This is a genomic window from Psychromicrobium silvestre (assembly GCF_013408295.1).
Taxonomy (GTDB): domain Bacteria; phylum Actinomycetota; class Actinomycetes; order Actinomycetales; family Micrococcaceae; genus Renibacterium; species Renibacterium silvestre.
Genome location: NZ_JACBYQ010000002.1, coordinates 240953 through 260033 on the forward strand (window position 1 = coordinate 240953; position 19081 = coordinate 260033).

Here is a 19081-nt window from a genome sequence, read left to right on the forward strand (position 1 = left end):
GTGGTGCCAGAGTTACAGGAGTCCACCCAAATCTGCCTCAGGGGCAACATCTGCCACATTCAATGGGACAGATGGGAGGGACGTGGGACGGACGACGGGGCAGCTGGGGCAGAGCGGGGTGGTGTGGGGAAAAATGCTGCGTGGTCTGGGGCTAGCGGTGTTTGAAGTCTGGAGTTCGTTTCTCCACGAACGCTGCCATTCCCTCTTTTTGGTCCTCAGTGGAGAAGACCGAGTGGAAGAGCCTGCGTTCGTAGGTCACTCCCTGTACCAAGCCCATTTCGAAGGCTGCATTGGCCGCTTCCTTGGCGATCATCGCTACCGGCTTCGACTTTGAGGCGATCACTTCGGCAGCCTTCAATGCTTCGGAGACCACATCTTCGTTCGGAACCACCCGAGCCACTAGGCCGGAACGCTCAGCTTCTTCGGCACCCATCATTCGGCCGGTCAGAATCAGATCCATCGCCTTGGCCTTACCGACGGCGCGGGTCAATCGCTGTGAACCGCCCATCCCGGGCAGCACACCTAAGTTGATCTCAGGCTGGCCAAATTTGGCGTTCTCCCCCGCGATGATGAAATCGCACATCATCGCCAGTTCGCAGCCGCCGCCCAAGGCGAAGCCGGAGACCGCAGCAATAATAGGAATCCGGAGCCTGGTCAGGTCCTCCCAATGCCGGAACCAATCCTCCGCGTACATCTCCATGTAGCTTTTGGAAGCCATCTCTTTGATGTCCGCACCCGCGGCGAAAGCCTTGGCGGAACCGGTCAGCACCACGGCACCAACTTCCGGATCGGCATCCATCTCCGTGATCGCTGAGACCAACTCGTCCATAGTCTCTTTGTTGAGTGCGTTCAACGCCTCCGGACGATTGAGAGTGACCAAGCCAACCCGCCCGCGCCGTTCTACCAGAATGCTCATGTCCATCCTCTGCTTCCGCCAATTCGCCGTCTAAATCCGGCATCCGTCCAATTCGGCTACCGTTTCCCCTTTATGCGCCCATCGTTAGGGGCGCATAAAGGGGAAACGGTAGCCCTAGCCTTATGAACACGCTACCCGTTCAAGCTACTCCGCTGATTTCTGACGGATATCGGTGATGATGCCGGAGAAATCCCGGCCGGCACCGCCCTCGTCCACGAAACGATCGTAAATCTGCGAAGCCAGCGACCCCAGCTCGGCCGTGATTCCGGCACTCTGCAAGGCGCTCACCGCTAGCTTAAGATCCTTAGACATCAGCGCACCCGCGAACCCCGGCTGATAATCGCGGTTGGCTGGACTCCCAGGAACCGGACCTGGCACCGGGCAGTTCGTTGTGACCGCCCAGCACTGCCCCGAGGCGGTGGAAATCACGTCGTAAAGGGCCTGATGCTCCAAACCCAGCTTCTCGCCCAAAACAAAAGCCTCGCTGGCCGCGATCATGGTCACACCGAGCAGCATGTTATTGCAGATCTTCGCGGCCTGACCGGCACCATTGCCGCCGCAGTGCACAGCCCTTTTCCCCATCACTTCAAGCAGCGGAGCGATGGCCTCAAATTCCTCGGCAAGCGCACCAACCATAAACGTCAGCGTCCCAGCCTCTGCACCCACCACGCCGCCCGAGACCGGCGCATCCGCAGCCCGGTGACCGGCGTCGACCGCTAATTGCGCAGCCTCCCGCGCCTCGTCCACATTGATGGTGGAACAGTCCAGGAACAAGGAACCCGGCTGAGCCGCCGCCAGTAGCCCGCCACGGTATGCGTCCAGCAGATGCTTCCCGCTGGGGAACATGGTCAGCACAATCGAAGCCTGCGCAGCAGCCTCGGTCGCGCTACCCACCACCGGCACGCCCTGGGCCGCTGCCGCCTCAACTGCAGCCGGAACCACATCGAAGCCAAGCACCTGATACCCGGCCTTGACCAGATTGACCGCCATCGGCCCGCCCATATGACCCAGGCCCAGAAAAGCTACTGTCTCGCTCATTGCCGATCCTCCTTTGAACCGTCAGTTCCTCGTCGAACTGCTTTCGGAAATAGCCGCCAACCCCAGCTCCCGCTCGCCCAAGGGCGCAAAGTAACTTTCGACGTCGGCCTGGCTCACCGCCGCAAGACTGGCCGGACTCCACTGCGGATTGCGGTCCTTATCGATCACCTGAGCCCGGATGCCTTCGGCCAGATCGTGCCCGGCCAGAAAGCGCAGCCCCACTCGGTATTCCTGGTCCAGTACCTCTTCCAGGCTGCCCAGCTCCCGGCTGCGACGTAGCGAGGCCAAGGCGACCTTGACCGCTGTCGGGGACTTCGCCGCAATCGTCTCCGCATGCTCGGAACCTTGAGCGCGCAGATTCTGCAGAATTTCCTCCACGGACTCAGCCGCGTAGGCACTATCGATCAGTTCCCGTTCGGCAGCTAGAGCGGACTCCGGTGCGGGACAAGCGAAACGGACGACGGCGTCGGGCGCAGTCTCCGTTTCAAGCGCCAGTTTTAGTGCGGGTAGCTGTTCGGAGGGCACGAAATAATCCGCCATCCCGAGGTACAGCACGTCCCCAGCGCTCAGATGCGCTCCGGTCAGCGCGGCGTGGGTGCCTGCCTCGCCGGGTGCACGGGAGAGCAGATAGGTACCGCCGACGTCGGGAACGAAGCCAATCGTGGTTTCCGGCATCCCGCAGCGAGTGCGTTCGGTGACGATGCGTACCGAACCGTGCGCCGAAATACCCACTCCGCCGCCCAGCACCAGGCCATCCATCAAGGCGATATACGGCTTGGGATAGCGTGAGATCAGGGAGTTGAGTTGATATTCGGTACGCCAGAAATCAGCGGTAGCATCGCCGCCACCAGTAGCGTCCCGATAGATCGCCACAATGTCGCCGCCCGCGCACAGCCCACGCTCGCCGCTGCCGCAGACCAGCACCTGGCTGATCGAGGCGTCCGTGGCCCAGGCCTGCAATTGCGCCAGCATCGCTTCACACATCGTCGCGGTCAAGGCGTTGACGGCTTTGGGTCGGTTCAGGATCACCACGCCCAAGGAGCCCCGCTGCTCAAAAAGGATCTCGGCAGCTTGAGAAACCTCCGACTCGGCCACTCAGCTGCCTTCCGGCATCACGAAGCTGGCTCCCTGACGAATCCCGGAGGGCCAACGGCTGGTCACCGTTTTGGTCTTGGTGTAGAACCGGAAAGCATCGGCTCCGTGCTGGTTCAGATCGCCGAAGCCAGAAGCCTTCCAGCCACCGAAGGTGTAATAGGCGATCGGTACCGGGATCGGCACGTTGATGCCTACCATCCCCACCTGAACCCGGCTGGCGAAGTCCCGGGCGGTATCGCCGTCGCGGGTGAAGATCGCGACACCGTTGCCAAACTCATGCTCGCTGGGCAGCCGGAGCGCCTCCTCATAATCGGCAACCCGCGCCACGCAGAGCACCGGCCCGAAGATCTCTTCCTTGTAGATCCGCATCGAGGTGGTGACATTGTCAAAGAGGCTCGGCCCGCACCAGAAGCCGTTCTCGTACCCCTCTACGGTGTGCCCACGGCCATCGACCAGCAGGGACGCGCCCTCGTCAACGCCGGACTGAATGTAGTTCTCGATCCGTTCCTTGGCGGAGGCGGCAACTACCGGGCCGAAGTCAGCGGTCGGGTCCATGCTGGCTCCAACCTTGAGGCCCTTGATTCGCTCCTGCAGCTTGGCTACCAGGGCATCTGCGGTGGCCTGACCGACCGGCACCGCCACCGAAATAGCCATGCAACGCTCCCCGGCGGAACCGTAGCCCGAACCAATCAGGGCGTCCGCAGCCATGTCCAGATCGGCGTCCGGCATGATGATCATGTGGTTCTTAGCCCCGCCGAAGCACTGAGCGCGCTTGCCGTGTGCTGCCGCGGAAGCGTAGATGCTCTGCGCGATCGGGGTGGAGCCGACGAAGCCGATGGCCTTGACTCGCGGATCTTCTAGTAGGCCATCCACGGCTTCCTTATCGCCGTTGAGCACATTGAAGACGCCGTCGGGCAGCCCCGCTTCGGTGAACAGTTCGGCGAACCGCAAGGGCACCGAAGGGTCCCGCTCGGAGGGCTTGAGGATAAATGCGTTCCCGGCTGCGAGCGCGGGACCGGCCTTCCAGAGCGGAATCATCGCCGGGAAGTTGAAGGGTGTGATGCCTGCCACCACGCCGAGGGGCTGGCGTAGTGAGTGCACGTCGATTCCGGTGCCCACGCTGTCGGAGAACTCACCCTTGAGTAGATGTGGTGCGGCGGCGCAGAACTCCACCACCTCAATGCCGCGCTGAATATCGCCCTTAGCATCGGGGAAGGTCTTGCCGTGCTCAGAAGAAAGCAACTCGGCTAGCTCGTCTAGATTCTCATTGACCAGGTCGACAAATTTGAGCAAAATGCGGGCTCGCCGCTGCGCATTGGTGGCTCCCCAGCCCAGCTGAGCCTGCTCCGCATTGCTAATGACGGCATCGATCTCCGCCTGACCGGCCAAGGGCAAGCGAGCCTGAACCTCGCCGGTGGTCGGGTTGAAAACATCGCTGAAGCGGCCGGAAGTGCCACTGACGTGTTTGCCGCCGACATAATGTGAAAGTTCGCGCACCATTGATGACTCTCCTCTGCTGTGACCTTGCCCGCCTCGGAAATGAGCGGGCCTGCCCTGCTAGAAAATATACTCGGACTTCCTACTATTTAGCTATGTCGAGAAATGCACGCACTCAGTGCGTAGAGAGGGTGTTCTCCGCTTTGCCGCTGCGCGGTTTCTTCACGAATAAGGTCTCCGCTTCCTCCAGCGACATTCCGTTGGTCTCCGGGATCTTGAAGAAGACGAAAACGAAGGAAAGTGCGGCGAAAGCCGCGTAGATCGCGTAGGTGACGCTCAGGGACATACTGGCCAGGCCGGGGAAGCTCACGGTGATCACAAAGTTCGAAATCCACTGCGCCATCGCCGCAACACCGAGCGCCTTGGCACGAATCCTATTCGGGAAAATCTCCCCAAGTAGCACCCAGACCAGAGGTCCCCAGGACACTCCGAAAGCAATCACGAAGATATTGGCGGCTACCAGTGCCACCGGTCCCCAAATCCCGGACAGCTGAACCTCACCGTTCGCGGTCGACGCCGTACTAAAGGCGAGCGCCATTGCCCCCAAGCTCACGGCCATGCCAATCGACCCGGCCAGCAGAATGGGGCGCCGCCCAAGCCGGTCCACCAGGAGGATCGCGACCACTGTGACTGCCACGTTGGTGACCGAAGTGACCACAGAGATGAAGAGCGAGTCGGATTCCTGGAAGCCCACCGACTTCCACAGCGTGGTGGAGTAGTAAAAGATCACGTTGATGCCAACGAACTGCTGGAACATCGACAGCGCAATGCCGATCCAGACGATCGGTAACAGGCCGAACCGTCCGCCGAAGAGCGAAGCTCGCTTCGCCTTAGCGTCTTCGGCAATAGCGCTGCGGATATCTTTGACGGCCTTGGTGACATCGGCGGCAGGCCAGAGCGAGGAGAAGACTTTGGTTGCCTCCTGCTCACGGCCTTTCTGCATCAGGTAGCGGGGAGATTCCGGTAACCGGAGGGCCAGCAAGCCGTAGATCAGTGCGGGCAGGGCGCAGGCAATGAACATCCAGCGCCACGCTTCCAGCCCGAGCCAGAAGGTAGCCGAGGCGCTGCCTGCGGAGTTGGCGAAGAGCGTATCCGACAGGAGAGCGGCGAAGATGCCGAGCGTGATGGCCAGTTGTTGGAGTGAGGCCAGTCTGCCTCGGATCAGCTTGGGAGAAATCTCGGCGATATAGGCCGGAGCCACTACCGAGGCAATGCCGATGCCAAGACCTCCGATGATCCGCCAAAGCACCAAATCCCAGACTTCGAAGGCAGCACCCGCACCAATAGAGGAAACGAAGAACAGGATCGCCCCGATCAACATGGTCACCTTGCGGCCCCAACGATCGGCAATTCTCCCTGCCAAGTAGGCTCCTAGTGCGGAGCCTAGGAGCGCAGAGGCTACGGCAAGGCCGGTCAGACCGCTGGACAGTCCGAACCTTGATTCGATAGCGTCAACGGCGCCATTGACCACCGAGGAATCGAAGCCGAAGAGGAAGCCACCCACTGCTGCCGAGATGGCCAGGCCGATCACCTTGAGCTGGAGTTTCCTGCTGTCCGTTACCATTTTCGTTTCTACCTCTCCTAGCCGACCGTGCCCTTCGACACTATAACGTCGGCCGCTGGGATCAAGCTCGACGGTTTCGGGCGAACGCCCTGGCCTTCTCGCTGGACAGCGCAAGCATCGCGAAAATATCTAAAGTGATACCGAACAGATTGGTACTCAGAGTGATCTGTTGACCCTGCACCGAGCCCACCGCCGTCACAATGATTGACAGAGCCGTGACGGACATCAGAGCGATTCTGGCCCAGTTGTGACCTATCCAGACAAAACAAGCCAAGGCGATCTGAGAAATTGCCAGCAGCCCCAAAATACTCAAGGTAATAATGGTTACCCCCTCGGAGAGTTGGGCAATTTCCAGGGGGCTGTAGTTCCCTGCGGAAAGCACATCGCTCATCTCGTGCGAGGTGAGAAAAGCAATGGCGCTGATGATTGTGGTGATCGCGGTGAACAGGCCAAAGAAAGCGCCGAAGATTGTGGGGAGTGGGCGCTCGAGTGGGGGCACGTCAACGCTGGTACCGGGTATCACAACGCCGCCGGTAACGTTCCTCGGCTCCTCCACCGTGACGCCACGGACATTCACAATCGGCAGATCGCCGTCGGTGGTGATTTCGTCTCCCCCGCCATTGCGCGAGTGATATCCCGTGGAGAAGTCCTCTATCACGTCAAGGCTCACGAAGGTGTCGGCTGCATGCATGGTCTGCACGATATGATCCCGCTCTATATCGACATTTGCATCGATCTTATGGGTGATCTGAAAAGTGAAAAGGGACAGCCCTACGCTTCGGTCGAAGGTCCCAGCAGCCAGCCAATCGGCCTGGTGCCCACCCGGAAGTAACCAGCCATCTGGGCAACGCCAGAATCGAACATGATGCCGCTTTGCCGGGCTGTTTTCCACCTCTTGTTGGAAGGCAAAATCCTGTTGCCTTCCGAAGAGCATGAGGGAACTGACGGGCGCCTTCAAATAGCTTCGCCGGGTGACCGTGGAGACGATAATCCGCCAACTGCTGAGCAAGGTGATCTCATCAGCTTTGGTCCACCCTGCGGCGAGCATGATGGCTTCCAGCTGCTGCTGCGACCCCCGCACCGCCAAGTTAATCGGATCGCCGAGCAAGCCGTCCGCGGTCCGAGAACGCCCGATGAAGTAGTCCGGAACATAGATGCTGGTCAGAATCCGATGCAGCCTGGGCAGCGCCACATAAGCCAATACCACCCAGAACGGCAGGGAGAGCCAGAGCTTTGACCAGCCACCAGCAATGCTTTCGCTCAGCACCAACCAGGCGAGCCAAATGGAAGCAGCCCCGCTGAAGACAAAGAAGAGGTTATCGACCAGTAAGTTGATCGACCAGCGCCGTTTACTGATTTGAATCATCTCGGAAATTGCCGTCACTCTCCCAGCTTAAGCCGTCGCCGTACTGACAGCCCTTCTAACGATGCCGCTCCCCGGTCTCAGTTGTGGGAAGGGCAGCAGCAGTTAGAGCCTTTTCAAGTGCCACTAGATGTTCGGGAGCCGCTCTGAGCTCTCGGAGCCCCCGGTTCGTGAGATAGCTCCCCTCCCCCAACTGGAACCCAGTACCTCCGCGCTCACGGCTTGCGGTCAGTGCATGCCGTGGCTGCCAGCTTTCCACCTCGTACCAGGTCACTGGCCCTGCTGGCAGCTCATGTCCGGACTCCTCCAACTGGAACCCAAATCCCTGAGCCGAAGGTGTGACCACCCCGTTAGCCCAACGCTCGCTCAGCGAATCCTTCATCGCACCTGGGCTCCGAATTGCAGCCTGGAACCGCCCATCCTTGGCCAGCAAAGCTATATTTCTACGCTGCTTCCGATGCGCCGAATACCAGATAGCGGTCCAAAGAAACGCGCTAAGAACAGCTTGCCCGGCCAGACTGATGGGCTTTCCGCCGAATACCAAACCCACCAGGAAGTACACCAGAGCGAAAGCCAAGCCGAAAAGCGTGAAGTACAGCGCCGGTCGTTGATTCGCAGTACGGCGTAAACCCCGAAACATCAGTCCTCCGCTGCTGCTTAGAAACGCTCGCCGGTCAGCCTCTCATAGGCTTCAATATAGCGAGCCCTAGTACGTTCGACGACGTCTTGCGGCAAGGCGGGCGGCTCACCGCTGCCATCCCATCCCGAAGCATCCGAGCGGAGCCAATCCCGGACATACTGCTTATCAAAGCTCGCTTGCGCCTGACCAGGATTCCAGAGCTGGGCATCCCAGAATCGCGAGGAGTCAGGCGTCAATACCTCATCCCCTAAGGTCACAACACCCTGCGCATCAAGCCCAAATTCGAGCTTAGTATCGGCCAGAATGATGCCGCGTTGCCGAGCAATTTCCTCTGCTTGGCGGTAAACCTTCAGCGTCTCAGCCCGTAAGATCTCGGCGTAGTCCTGCCCCACGGTAGCCACCACGGTGGCAAAGTCCACGTTCTCATCGTGCTCGCCAACTTCAGCCTTTGCTGAAGGGGTAAAAATAGGCTCCGGAAGTCTGGAGCCGTCGGTAAGCCCGGCCGGAAGTGGTAATCCACAGACCGTCTGGCTATTGCGGTACTCGACCAGCCCGGAGCCGGTCAGATAACCGCGAGCGATGCACTCCACCGGGAACATCTCTAGTTTCTTGCAGATCATCGCCCGCCCGGACACCACTTCGGGAACGCCGTCTTCCACTGTGCTCGCCAGAACGTGATGAGGCGCCTCGAGCTGGGAGAACCACCAGAGACTCAGCTGCGTCAGGATGCGACCCTTGTCGGGAATTTCGCTACCGAGGACCTGATCGGCAGCGCTGATCCGGTCGGTGGCTACCACCAGCACGCGATCCTGGCCACCATCCTCCGGACGATACAGCTCACGAACTTTGCCCGAGTAGCTATGCTTCCAGCCGGGAATCTCTAGCGCGGTCATCAGATACCTTCCGTCCTTTGGCTGCTGGGGTGTCCGGGGATTTCGATGGAATCCCGGGCTGCCTTGGAGGCGATGTCTCGCCGGAATTGCGCACCGTCCAACTGGATCAGGCCAGCGCCCTCATAGGCTCGTTCGCGCGCCTCCACGAGGTCTTCGCCCAAACCGACCACCGCGAGCACTCGACCACCGGCACTGACTAATTTGCCGTCGTCGTCCGCTGCCGTTCCCGCATGCAATACGTGCACACCCTCAAGGGCGTTGGCTTTCTTCACGCCTCGAATCCGGTCACCGGTTTGCGGTTTATCCGGGTAGTTAGCGGCCGCGAGCACCACGGCAACCGCGCTCTTGGGGCTCCAGCGCAGGGTTTCCACGGTCTCCAACTGGCCCTTTGCCGCCGCCAGAAGTAGGCCACCCAAGGGGGTGCGCAGCCTGGCCAGTACCGCCTGAGTCTCCGGATCGCCGAAGCGCGCATTGAATTCGATCACCCGCAAACCTCTGGAGGTGAGCGCCAAACCGCAGTAAAGCACGCCAACAAAAGGTGTTCCGCGATGCGCCATTTCATCGATGGTTGGTTGGGCCACCCGGGACACAACCTCCTCGACCAGACCCTCTGGAGCCCAATCGAGAGGGGAATATGCTCCCATGCCACCGGTATTGGGGCCTTCATCACCGTCGAAGATCCGCTTGAAATCCTGTGCCGGCGCCAGCGGCACCACGTTCTTGCCGTCGGAGAGCACAAAGAGAGAAACCTCGGGTCCGTCGAGGAATTCCTCGATCACCACATCGCCACCGGCATCGAAACAACTCTGTGCGTGAGCGAGCGCCTCGGCTCGGTCGGTGGTGACCACCACGCCCTTACCCGCGGCCAAACCGTCGTCCTTGACCACATAAGGCGCCCCGAAAGTGTCTAGAGCCTCCGCTGCTTCCTCGGCATTCGAGGCCACCTTGGCCATCGCCGTCGGAACTCCGGCACCGGCCATCACCTGCTTAGCGAAAGCCTTCGAGCCCTCCAGTTCCGCTGCCGCCCGGCTGGGACCGAAGACCGGAAACCCCGCCTCACGCAGGGCATCAGACACCCCGGCAACCAGTGGAGCCTCCGGTCCGATCACGACTAGATCGACCTCAAGCTTGCGGGCCAGCGCGGTAACAGCGTCCGGATCGTTGGCGTCCAGCTGATGGGTTGGCACCAGCGCGGCGATACCTGCGTTACCGGGTGCCGAATGCACTTCGTACACGGAGGAATCGGCCAGCAAGGCCCGGACAATGGCGTGTTCGCGGCCACCAGGGCCAACAACGAGAACCTTCACAACCCCCAAGCCTACCGACCAAACCCAACTATCCCACCGAGTGTTACCCGTGTGGCAGGTGTTGCGGCGAATCCGCCACATTCGCCACTCCAGTAACACCCAGTGGGACGGCTGGTTTAAGAGGCTGGTTTAGGAACTGGGATAATGGTGGGGTGGTGCATACTTTTTTGGCGCAGGACGCCGTAGAACTTGCCGTTGTAGAACGCAGCGGCTTCATCGAATCCAGACACATCGGTTCCGCAGTGGTGACAGCGGCAGACGGCTCGGTGGTCACCAGCCTCGGCGACCCCAAAGCCCCGATTTTCCCGCGATCCACGCTCAAACCCTTCCAAGCCATCGCTTCGATGCAAGCCGGAGCCCCCTTGCGTGGCGCCCAGGCAGCAATCGCTAGCGGCAGCCACGTCGGTTCCCTAGAGCACATGGACTTGGCGAAAGTCATGCTGAACAAGGCGGGGCTGAGTGAAAGCGATTTACTCTGCCCCCCGGCTTGGCCGCAGGATTCCGAGGCCTACCGCTGGATGATTCGCGCCGAGCGGCCAAAGACGACGTTGGCGATGAACTGCTCGGGCAAGCATGCGGCCTTCCTATGGGCCTGCACCGAGAACGGCTGGGACCTCGCCAGCTATCTCGACCCGAAGCATCCCTTACAGCAACTGGTGCTCTCCGTCATCGAGGAGTACACCGGCGAATCTGCTGCTCAGATCGGCATCGACGGCTGTGGCGCCCCAGTCGCAGCCATCTCGCTCACCGCGCTGGCCCGAGGATATGGCAAGCTCAGCCGCTCGCCGGGCGATAAGAATTCAAATGCCCGCGCCGCCACAGTAGCTACCTCCATGCTGGACTACCCCTGGGCCGTGCACGGCCGGGGCAAGCCGAACACCGTGGTGATGGAGGACCTAGGCGTACTCACCAAGGGCGGGGCCGAGGGCGTGCTGGCGCTCGGCACCGAAACCGGTGTTGGTGTGGCAGTCAAAATCCTGGACGGCAACGAGCGCGCCGCCACCCTGGTCGGCCTGACACTGCTTGCCGCTTCGGGTGCTATCGAGGTGGCTGGCGTCGCCGCAGTGCTGAACAAAGTGGTGGAGCCCATTGTTGGCGGCGGGCGGGTAGTGGGCAGCCTGCGCCTTGGCGGCGCGGTCTCCGCTCTGCTGAATTAGCGCAATGGTCGCACGACGCCGGATCGATAAGCGGGAGGGCATCGCCGCCTTAAGCGCCTGGAACGCCGGAGAGCGGAACCGTGCGACGACGGCCCTTGCGGTGCGCTTTAGCCTTGAGGAAGTGGCTGCTAGAGCGCCCGGCAACTCGGTTGAAGTACGGGTGCCGCCCTTCGGCGTAACCCAGTGCATCGAGGGGCCCCGGCATACCCGGGGCACTCCACCGAATGTGGTGGAAACCGACGCGGTGACCTGGTTGAGTCTGGTCACCGGAACGCTGAGCTGGGAGGCCGCCGTTTCGGCAGGCCAGGTGGCTGCTTCCGGAACTCGTACCGATTTGGGGCAGCTATTGCCGTTGGGATTTCCGTTCTAGGATGCGGATGCATGACCACCAGCTCGAACTCAGCACCGCCACTGTTGCGGGGCTGATCCAGGATCAGTTTCCACAGTGGCGCGGGCTTCCGATCCATCCCGTGTATTCCTATGGAACGGTCAGTTTCCTGTTCCGTTTGGGTGAGGAGCTGGTGCTTCGCTTTCCGATGCAACTTGCCGCCGTGGGAGAGGTGCGGGCCTCGATTCTCGGCGAGGCTGCTGCTGCCCGCCGTTTGCTGGGCCTGACCTCGGTGGCCACCCCGGAACCGCTGGGCTTCGGTGAGCCAGGCCCGGGCTATCCGCTTCCTTGGGCGGCATATCGCTGGTTGCCGGGAGAGAGCGCCGATCGGAGCGACGTTTCCGGTTCAACCGGCTTTGCTCAAAAACTGGCGGAGTTCGTGAGCGCACTTCGATCGCTGGACACCGAAGGACGCCGCTATAACGGAACAAGCCGCGGTGGCCTGCTCACCGATCAGGACGACTGGGTGGCCAGAAGCCTGGAGCAGAGCACGGAACTCATCGATACCAAAGCCCTCGGCCTGCTCTGGCAAAAACTCCGGGAGACCCCACGGACCGAGGCGGATGCTTGGAGTCATGGCGATCTCATGCCGGGCAATCTGCTAGTCAGGGCCGGTCGGCTGTCTGCCGTGATCGACGTTGGCGGCTTAGGCCTCGCCGATCCGGCACTGGATTTAATGCCAGCCTGGAACCTCATGGACACCCAGACGCGCCGGGTATACCGGAAAGCGCTCAGCGTCGAGGATCAGCAGTGGGCTCGGGGCAAGGGCTGGGCTTTCGCCCAAGCCATCGGCTGTCTAAATTACTATCGGCTTAGCAATCCGCCGATGTCCCGAATAGCGCATCGGACCTTGCAGGCGCTACTCGACGATGGAACGCGTGCCGCTGAGTAGGAACTTTTCGACGTTTCCGGCTCCAAAACGCCTTAGTGGCTGGCAAAGTCCTACCCAGCGACCCGGGCGGCAAAATATCAGTACCCTTGAAGGATGAGTGAAACCCCGCAATCCGAGGATGCCCCCCTGGAAAAACCGCACGACCAGGTTGAAGTCTCGGTTCGCAGCGCCCCCAAATACGTGCCCTTCCTGATCGCCGGTGGCGTGCTGGGCATTATCGGGGCCGGGATCTTCGCCTTATTGCCCGAAGACAACCAGTATGACAAGGGCACTATCTTCGGATTCTTCGTCGTGCTCTTCGCCCTGGTGGGCGTTGGCTTAGGCGGAATTCTGGCCTTGATTCTGGACTTAGTAGGCCGCCGCCGGGCTCAGCGAGGGATCGCCGAAGAGACCTCGGAGCAGCCCACCGAGGAAAACTAGCACCGAGGACCGCAAAAGTAGCTTAGAATGGCTTAGTGGCACGCGGCGATGGCAAACTTTCCCACGATCTTCTCAGCGGCGAAAAAGGACCCCAAGATGCATGCGGCGTCTTCGGTGTTTGGGCGCCCGGTGAAGAGGTAGCGAAACTGACCTATTACGGTCTGTATGCGCTGCAACACCGCGGCCAAGAATCGGCGGGTATCGCCACCAGCGACGGCAAACGAATCAATGTCTATAAGGACATGGGCCTGGTTTCTCAGGTCTTTGATGAAACCACGCTTAACACCTTGCTCGGGCACATCGCCGTCGGGCATTGCCGCTACTCCACCACCGGATCGTCCACTTGGGCAAACGCCCAGCCCACCCTGGGAGCCACTGCCGAGGGCACCGTAGCGCTTGCGCACAACGGCAATCTGACCAATACCGCCGAGCTTTTTGACCTGGTACTGGATCGCTATGGCAGGCCCAAGACCGGCGAGATGGCGCAGGGCAATACTTCAGACACCGCCCTGGTCACCACCCTGCTACAGGGTGGTGGAACCGATTCCCTGGAAACCACCGCGATGGATTTGCTACCGCGAATCAAGGGCGCCTTCTGCTTCGTTTTCATGGACGAAAACACCCTCTACGCTGCTCGCGATTCCTACGGCGTCCGCCCCTTGGTGCTGGGGCGCCTGGAGCGAGGCTGGGTAGTGGCTTCGGAATCCGCAGCCCTGGCTACCGTCGGCGCGAGCTTTATCCGCGAGATCGAGCCCGGAGAGTTCATCGCCATTGATGAGGACGGCGTCCGCAGCCAGCGCTTCGCTCCCGCCCAGGCCGCCGGTTGCGTTTTCGAATATGTCTATTTGGCTCGGCCGGACGCCACCATCGCGGGCCGCTCGGTCTACGAATCCCGAGTGGAAATGGGTCGTCAGTTGGCTCGGGAGAACCAATTTGAAGCGGATATCGTGATCCCGGTGCCGGAATCCGGCACTCCTGCGGCAGTCGGTTATGCCGAGGAATCCGGAATTCCTTTCGCTCATGGCTTCGTCAAGAACGCCTACGTTGGCCGGACTTTCATTCAGCCCTCGGAGACGCTGCGTCAGTTGGGCATCCGGCTAAAGCTCAATGCCTTGGAATCGGTGATCCGCGGCAAACGACTCGTGGTGGTGGACGATTCGATCGTGCGCGGTAATACCCAACGTGCGGTGGTCCGGATGCTTCGGGAAGCCGGAGCAGCCGAGGTGCACGTGAAAATCTCTTCCCCGCCGGTGCGCTGGCCATGCTTCTATGGCATTGATTTCGCCTCCCGGGCCGAGCTAATAGCCAATGGTGCGGCAATCGAGGAGATTACCAAGTCGATCGGTGCCGATTCGCTGGCCTACATCTCCGAAGATGGCATGATCAACGCCACTCAGCAGCCGCGTGAACGGCTCTGCACCGCTTGTTTCACCGGCCAGTACCCGATCGAGCTTCCGACCGCTGACCGGCTTGGCAAGAATCTTCTGGAGCGCAATGCTCCGGACTCCGACGGCGGTCATCCCGGTGCGAATGGCTGTGATCCAGGGCCCGGGGCCGAGCTAGAGAAGTTATTGAACGAATCTGAACCACCCGTGGAGCAGCAGCCGAAAGAGAGAGTATGAGCGAGTCGATCACCTATGCCAGTGCCGGGGTCGATGTAGAGGCTGGTGACAAGGCAGTGGAGCTGATGAAGGAAGCTGTCAAAGCCACCCACGGGCCACAGGTCCTCGGAGGTGTAGGCGGTTTCGCCGGGCTCTACGATGTGTCCCGCCTGCTGCAGTACAAGGCACCCCTTTTGGCAACCTCAACCGACGGAGTTGGCACCAAGGTATCCATTGCCCAGGCGATGGATATCCACGACACCATCGGTTACGACCTGGTAGGCATGGTCGTCGATGACATCGTTGTGGTTGGCGCCGAGCCGCTGTACATGACCGATTACATCGCCTGCGGCAAGGTGGTTCCGGAACGGATCGCCGATATTGTCCGTGGCATTGCAGCGGCTTGCCAGCAAGCCGGAACCGCCTTGATCGGTGGCGAAACCGCCGAACACCCGGGGTTGCTCGGCGAGCACGAATACGATGTAGCCGGTGCGGCAACCGGGGTGGTGGAGAAGGGCAAGCTGCTCGGACCCGAGCGGGTTCAAGACGGCGACCTGGTCATTGCGATGGCTTCCTCGGGTTTGCACTCCAATGGCTATTCCTTAGTCCGCAGGGTGATCAATCACGCGGGTTGGGCGCTGGACCGGCAGGTCAGTGAACTGGGCCGCACCTTGGGTGAGGAACTGTTGGAACCAACCAGGGTCTATGCAGCGGATTGCCTCGACTTGGCTCGCACCTTTGACGTTGACGCGGATAAAGCGGTGCACGGTTTCAGCCACGTCACCGGTGGCGGTTTGGCAGCGAACCTGGCACGGGTGTTGCCGCAAGGCTTGACGGCTACCGTCGAACGTTCCAGCTGGCAACTGCCCGCAATCTTCAAGCTGGTCGCGGAGCTGGGCAATGTCCCGCTGCCAGATCTGGAGCGCACCCTGAACCTGGGCGTGGGTATGGTAGCCATCGTGAGTGCCTCGGCTGCTGACGACGTCGTGGCCCGGCTGAACTCGCGGGGTCTGCCCTCTTGGGTGATGGGAACCGTGTCCGCCTCCGACGCTGGCCCCAAGGACGGCCCGGACTACATCCAGGGTGCCAAAGGGGTCGACGGCGGCGCAGTACGTTTAGCTGGCAGTTACCTCTAAGCGCTCATCAGGCTGAACATCGCACCGGTGGGATCGGCGAGCACAGCCATCCTGCCAATACCGGGTACGTCGAACGCCGGAGCAACCACGGAGCCGCCGGAAGCTTGAGCCTGTTCGAGGGTCTCATCCACGTTCGCCACATTGAAATAGATGCCCCAATGCGGCGGAACTCCCAGCATGGCTGGGGTGGTTGCCCCCGCTATGCTCTTCCCACCAACGAGGAACTCGGTGTAGCTCGGCAGATCACCAGCCGGAGCGGTGGAGGATTCCATTCCCACTACCGCCTGATAGAACCCCGTTACCGCTGCCGGATCTGGCACGGTCAGCTCGTTCCAGATCACCGCACCGGGTTCATTCACTAGGCCGGAACCACGGTGGTTTCCGGCTTCCCAAAAACCAATCACCGCACCCGCAGGATCGCTGGCCAGGAACATCCGGCCCGAGCCATTAGGCACCTCGTCTACCGGCATCAGCAACTGCCCACCCGCTCCGGCGACCTGAGCCGCAGCCTGATCCGCGTCGTCGACGGCAAGATAGGTTGCCCAGAAGGACGGGGAGTCATCCATTCCAGGAATTTTAGCCATCATTCCGGTGACCCATTCACCCTTTTTCTTGGCCATGCTGTAACTCAGACCATTGCCAACCGGCATGTCCTCGAATTCCCACCCGAATAGCTGACTGTAGAACCCCTTGGAGGCTTCGAAGTCGGTAGTAGACAGGTCTGCCCAACAAGGTGTGCCCTGTTGGTAGCTCTCAACGATACTCATGGTGCCGCTCGCTCTCAGTCGCTCCTTGACCGACGCCGTCGCCGGAGGATAGCCCTATCCAAGCACAGCGCACCGACAGTGTGAAGAGACAGCTGGAGCATTCCAGCAAAGCAAGAAAATACGCCAAAGGAACGATTCGACTAAGCCTCGGCTAACACCTCGCGGAGGATGCATCAGAGCCGCAGGAGAGGTCCGAGCGTGCCGGCCGCTCCAGGCGGAACGTCATTAGCCGATCCGGCGGGTGTCTTCCTCGTCGTCGTCCGCGAACTTATCCGCGTACTCGGAATAATCCGGCTCAACCGGATCATCCGTATAGCGATTGGAGGCAGTGCTCGATGGATGCGAGAGCTCACGTTCCAGAGCAGAGTAATCAGTGCTCGGGGAGTAATACTTCATGTCCCGAGCCTGCTTAGTAGCTTTTGCCTTTTGACGGCCGCGCCCCATGGCGTGACCCCCTTTTGTACTTGTACCGGAGGTGGTCGCCCTAAAGCGGGCGAGGCCCCGGATTGCCGGTCATTTTGTCGTGTTACTAGATTACATGTTTAACCGACCGAAACGTGAACTCATTCCGCTTGAAGCGTCGTAACCCCTGCCCAGACGCATTCAAATTGGGTAGAGTCACAGTTTGACGACATTTTTTACATTGCCGCGGAATGATTTATTCTGAGTGATAGCGTAAAGCAAAAGGGACCACGTTTCAGAAGGGTGTTGAGGGTTTCAATGAGTGAAAACGAGAGCAATCCGGCGGGGACCGGAGGAGCGAATGGCGATCAGCCAGAGGTTGGAGCCGATCTGAATTTCCCTGAGCCCTCTTTGGACGAGGCTAAAATCAGTCCAGACGCCGCTCAGAGCGCCTCCTTAGACGAAGCCAATGCGGAAGCCGCAAAAGCTGCTGCCGAGGCCGAGGCCAAAACTGCCGAGCCATCCTGGCTGGATAAGGGTAGTGAATCCAATGAATGGGACAGCGCGTTCAGCGCACCCAACACGCCAGGACAGGCGCCCGCTACTACCGCACCCTCCGTGTCTCCTGCCCCTTCTGCACCAGCCGCCGCGACAGCAAGTGAGGCACCTTCGGCCGCGAACGAATGGGGAGCGGAAGAGACCACCACACTCCGCACTAACTTCAACGAGCCGCCCGTAGTGAACAACCCCTGGACCCGCGGCAATAATGCCGAAGCTCAGCAGACTCCTTCGGCACCGTCAGCTCCATCCGAGCCCAGTCAGCCCGCCGCACCCACGCAGCCGCAGTATCAGTCGCCAGCATCGGCTCCCGGCCAGCCCGCACCGACCCAGCCCTTGCAGGGTCAAGATGCACCGTCGCCATGGGCTGCACCCACGCAGGGAACGCCTGCGCAAGCGACACCCGGACAGCCTGCACCGACTCAAGCACTGCCGAGTCAGTCGAATCCTTATGGTCAGGCGCCTTCGGCCTCTACTCAGCAGCCAAACCCCTATGGTCCAGGTTCCCAGGGCAGCGGCCCACAGGCCGCTGGGGGCCCCTTCGGCGCAGCCCCCCAGGCATCCGGTCAACAGGGTCCAGGTCAGCAGGGTCCAGGTCAACAAAACCCTGGCCAACAGCCTCCCTATGGCCAAGCCCCGGGAGTTGGCGGGCCGGGGCAACAGCCCTATGGCGCTCCCCCCGCCGGCGGCAATCCTTACGGCCAGCAGCAAGGCGCTGGGGGCCCGGGGATCCCCTCGGCCTGGAACCAGCAGAGGCCGCAAGGGCTCGGCGGTCCGCAGGGCCCGGGTGGACCGCAAGGTCCGCAGAATCCTTATGGCCCCCAAGGTCCTCAAGGCCCGGGCGGGCCCCAAGGTCCCGGTGGCCCCTTCGGGCAGGCTCCGAAGAACAACAATAAGCTGTGGATTATCGGTGGTGCCGCTCTCGTTGTGGTGGCGCTGATCGTGGTGGTTATTATCATCATTGCCAACATGATGAAGGGGGCCACCCCGGTGTCCGACCCGACCACTACAGACGATCCCAGCATTTCGCAGTCCGATGATCCCAGCCCGAGTGACAGCAGCTCCGACCCAAGCTCGGATGACAGCGGGCTCATCATTCCCAACGTCAAACCAACACTTTGGCTCAAGGGGGATTGCCTTAAGGGTTATGTAGATATCAACACCCCCGCCGATATCGTTGAATGCTCGAGCGCGCACTCTGCTCAGCTGGTAAACACCTACGAATACTCGGACAGCGCCGCTTTCCCCGGCAAGGCCGCTCTGCAGACCAAGGGCGAGGCGACCTGTGACGCGGTGCCGCTGACCAGCGCTGCGGATAGTGCCGGAGTCAAGGAACAATACGCCTATCCGACCGAGAGCACCTGGGCCAATGGTGACCGGCTGATTCAGTGCATCGCCTACGCCAAGGACAAGAAGGACACCCTGACCGATGATGTGCGGAAGTAAC

18 protein-coding genes are annotated in these 19081 nt (G+C 60.9%); 7 read left to right on the plus strand and 11 right to left on the minus strand.

The genetic code is table 11. The annotated features are described in order from the left end of the window. Positions 1 to 151 precede the first annotated feature (151 nt). From FHU41_RS09140 to purD, 9 genes are all read right to left on the minus strand, one after another. Positions 152 to 922: an enoyl-CoA hydratase gene (locus FHU41_RS09140; protein WP_179389380.1), complete on the minus strand. Its 771-nt coding sequence runs from the start codon at positions 920 to 922 to the stop codon at positions 152 to 154. 138 nt (positions 923 to 1060) lie between these two features. Continuing rightward, entirely contained in the window at positions 1061 to 1954 is an 894-nt protein-coding gene (gene mmsB / locus FHU41_RS09145; protein WP_179389381.1) for a 3-hydroxyisobutyrate dehydrogenase, read from the minus strand. Between the two features lie 21 nt (positions 1955 to 1975). Further along, on the minus strand, positions 1976 to 3049 hold the full coding sequence (locus FHU41_RS09150) for a 3-hydroxyisobutyryl-CoA hydrolase (RefSeq protein WP_179389382.1): 1074 nt from the start codon (positions 3047 to 3049) through the stop codon (positions 1976 to 1978). Next, entirely contained in the window at positions 3050 to 4549 is a 1500-nt protein-coding gene (locus FHU41_RS09155; RefSeq protein ID WP_179389383.1) for a CoA-acylating methylmalonate-semialdehyde dehydrogenase, read from the minus strand. A 112-nt stretch (positions 4550 to 4661) separates the two neighbouring features. Continuing rightward, the gene (locus FHU41_RS09160; protein WP_179389384.1) at positions 4662 to 6110 is read right to left on the minus strand and encodes a sugar porter family MFS transporter; all 1449 of its coding nucleotides are present in this window, start codon (positions 6108 to 6110) and stop codon (positions 4662 to 4664) included. 61 nt (positions 6111 to 6171) lie between these two features. Then, positions 6172 to 7494: an LssY C-terminal domain-containing protein gene (locus FHU41_RS09165; protein WP_343046298.1), complete on the minus strand. Its 1323-nt coding sequence runs from the start codon at positions 7492 to 7494 to the stop codon at positions 6172 to 6174. 37 nt (positions 7495 to 7531) lie between these two features. Next, positions 7532 to 8113, minus strand: a complete 582-nt coding sequence (locus FHU41_RS09170) for a hypothetical protein (protein ID WP_179389385.1) — start codon at positions 8111 to 8113, stop codon at positions 7532 to 7534. A gap of 17 nt (positions 8114 to 8130) precedes the next feature. Then, positions 8131 to 9006, minus strand: coding sequence for a phosphoribosylaminoimidazolesuccinocarboxamide synthase (locus FHU41_RS09175; protein ID WP_179389386.1), 876 nt, complete (start codon positions 9004 to 9006; stop codon positions 8131 to 8133). After that, positions 9006 to 10313 (minus strand): phosphoribosylamine--glycine ligase, encoded by a 1308-nt coding sequence (gene purD, locus FHU41_RS09180; RefSeq protein WP_179389387.1) that lies wholly within the window; start codon positions 10311 to 10313, stop codon positions 9006 to 9008. Before purD ends, FHU41_RS09175 begins: the two co-directional genes overlap by 1 nt. 152 nt (positions 10314 to 10465) lie before the next feature. Between purD and FHU41_RS09185 the strand changes: the two genes are divergently transcribed. From FHU41_RS09185 to purM, 6 genes are all read left to right on the plus strand, one after another. After that, positions 10466 to 11470: an asparaginase gene (locus FHU41_RS09185; RefSeq protein ID WP_179389388.1), complete on the plus strand. Its 1005-nt coding sequence runs from the start codon at positions 10466 to 10468 to the stop codon at positions 11468 to 11470. 4 nt (positions 11471 to 11474) lie between these two features. Next, positions 11475 to 11840, plus strand: coding sequence for a sterol carrier family protein (locus FHU41_RS09190; protein WP_179389389.1), 366 nt, complete (start codon positions 11475 to 11477; stop codon positions 11838 to 11840). Between the two features lie 7 nt (positions 11841 to 11847). Continuing rightward, positions 11848 to 12750 (plus strand): aminoglycoside phosphotransferase family protein, encoded by a 903-nt coding sequence (locus FHU41_RS09195; protein ID WP_179389390.1) that lies wholly within the window; start codon positions 11848 to 11850, stop codon positions 12748 to 12750. Between the two features lie 93 nt (positions 12751 to 12843). After that, positions 12844 to 13170, plus strand: a complete 327-nt coding sequence (locus FHU41_RS09200) for a hypothetical protein (RefSeq protein WP_179389391.1) — start codon at positions 12844 to 12846, stop codon at positions 13168 to 13170. Between the two features lie 35 nt (positions 13171 to 13205). Next, the gene (gene purF, locus FHU41_RS09205) at positions 13206 to 14792 is read left to right on the plus strand and encodes an amidophosphoribosyltransferase (protein ID WP_179389392.1); all 1587 of its coding nucleotides are present in this window, start codon (positions 13206 to 13208) and stop codon (positions 14790 to 14792) included. Beyond that, entirely contained in the window at positions 14789 to 15907 is a 1119-nt protein-coding gene (purM, locus tag FHU41_RS09210) for a phosphoribosylformylglycinamidine cyclo-ligase (protein ID WP_179389393.1), read from the plus strand. The genes purF and purM overlap by 4 nt, the downstream gene beginning before the upstream one ends. Here purM and FHU41_RS09215 read toward each other — a convergent pair. Continuing rightward, positions 15904 to 16674: a VOC family protein gene (locus FHU41_RS09215; protein WP_179389394.1), complete on the minus strand. Its 771-nt coding sequence runs from the start codon at positions 16672 to 16674 to the stop codon at positions 15904 to 15906. The genes purM and FHU41_RS09215 overlap by 4 nt on opposite strands. 225 nt (positions 16675 to 16899) lie before the next feature. Next, complete coding sequence (locus FHU41_RS09220) at positions 16900 to 17118, minus strand: DUF3073 domain-containing protein (RefSeq protein ID WP_179389395.1); 219 nt, start codon at positions 17116 to 17118, stop codon at positions 16900 to 16902. Between the two features lie 276 nt (positions 17119 to 17394). On the opposite strand from FHU41_RS09220, the gene FHU41_RS09225 reads away from it, so the two are divergent. Further along, on the plus strand, positions 17395 to 19080 hold the full coding sequence (locus FHU41_RS09225) for a septum formation family protein (protein ID WP_179389396.1): 1686 nt from the start codon (positions 17395 to 17397) through the stop codon (positions 19078 to 19080). The last annotated feature ends 1 nt before the right edge of the window (position 19081 follow it).

Bases quoted from the DNA above. Each gene is read 5' to 3' on its own strand.
- mmsB (WP_179389381.1), bottom strand. From the start codon at position 1,954: ATGAGCGAGACAGTAGCTTTTCTGGGCCTGGGTCATATGGGCGGGCCG.
- FHU41_RS09160 (WP_179389384.1), bottom strand. From the start codon at position 6,110: ATGGTAACGGACAGCAGGAAACTCCAGCTCAAGGTGATCGGCCTGGCC.
- FHU41_RS09215 (WP_179389394.1), bottom strand. From the start codon at position 16,674: ATGAGTATCGTTGAGAGCTACCAACAGGGCACACCTTGTTGGGCAGAC.
- FHU41_RS09140 (WP_179389380.1), bottom strand. From the start codon at position 922: ATGGACATGAGCATTCTGGTAGAACGGCGCGGGCGGGTTGGCTTGGTC.
- FHU41_RS09220 (WP_179389395.1), bottom strand. From the start codon at position 17,118: ATGGGGCGCGGCCGTCAAAAGGCAAAAGCTACTAAGCAGGCTCGGGAC.
- FHU41_RS09170 (WP_179389385.1), bottom strand. From the start codon at position 8,113: ATGTTTCGGGGTTTACGCCGTACTGCGAATCAACGACCGGCGCTGTAC.
- purM (WP_179389393.1), top strand. From the start codon at position 14,789: ATGAGCGAGTCGATCACCTATGCCAGTGCCGGGGTCGATGTAGAGGCT.
- FHU41_RS09175 (WP_179389386.1), bottom strand. From the start codon at position 9,006: ATGACCGCGCTAGAGATTCCCGGCTGGAAGCATAGCTACTCGGGCAAA.
- FHU41_RS09200 (WP_179389391.1), top strand. From the start codon at position 12,844: ATGAGTGAAACCCCGCAATCCGAGGATGCCCCCCTGGAAAAACCGCAC.
- FHU41_RS09155 (WP_179389383.1), bottom strand. From the start codon at position 4,549: ATGGTGCGCGAACTTTCACATTATGTCGGCGGCAAACACGTCAGTGGC.
- FHU41_RS09190 (WP_179389389.1), top strand. From the start codon at position 11,475: ATGGTCGCACGACGCCGGATCGATAAGCGGGAGGGCATCGCCGCCTTA.
- FHU41_RS09225 (WP_179389396.1), top strand. From the start codon at position 17,395: ATGAGTGAAAACGAGAGCAATCCGGCGGGGACCGGAGGAGCGAATGGC.
- FHU41_RS09195 (WP_179389390.1), top strand. From the start codon at position 11,848: ATGCATGACCACCAGCTCGAACTCAGCACCGCCACTGTTGCGGGGCTG.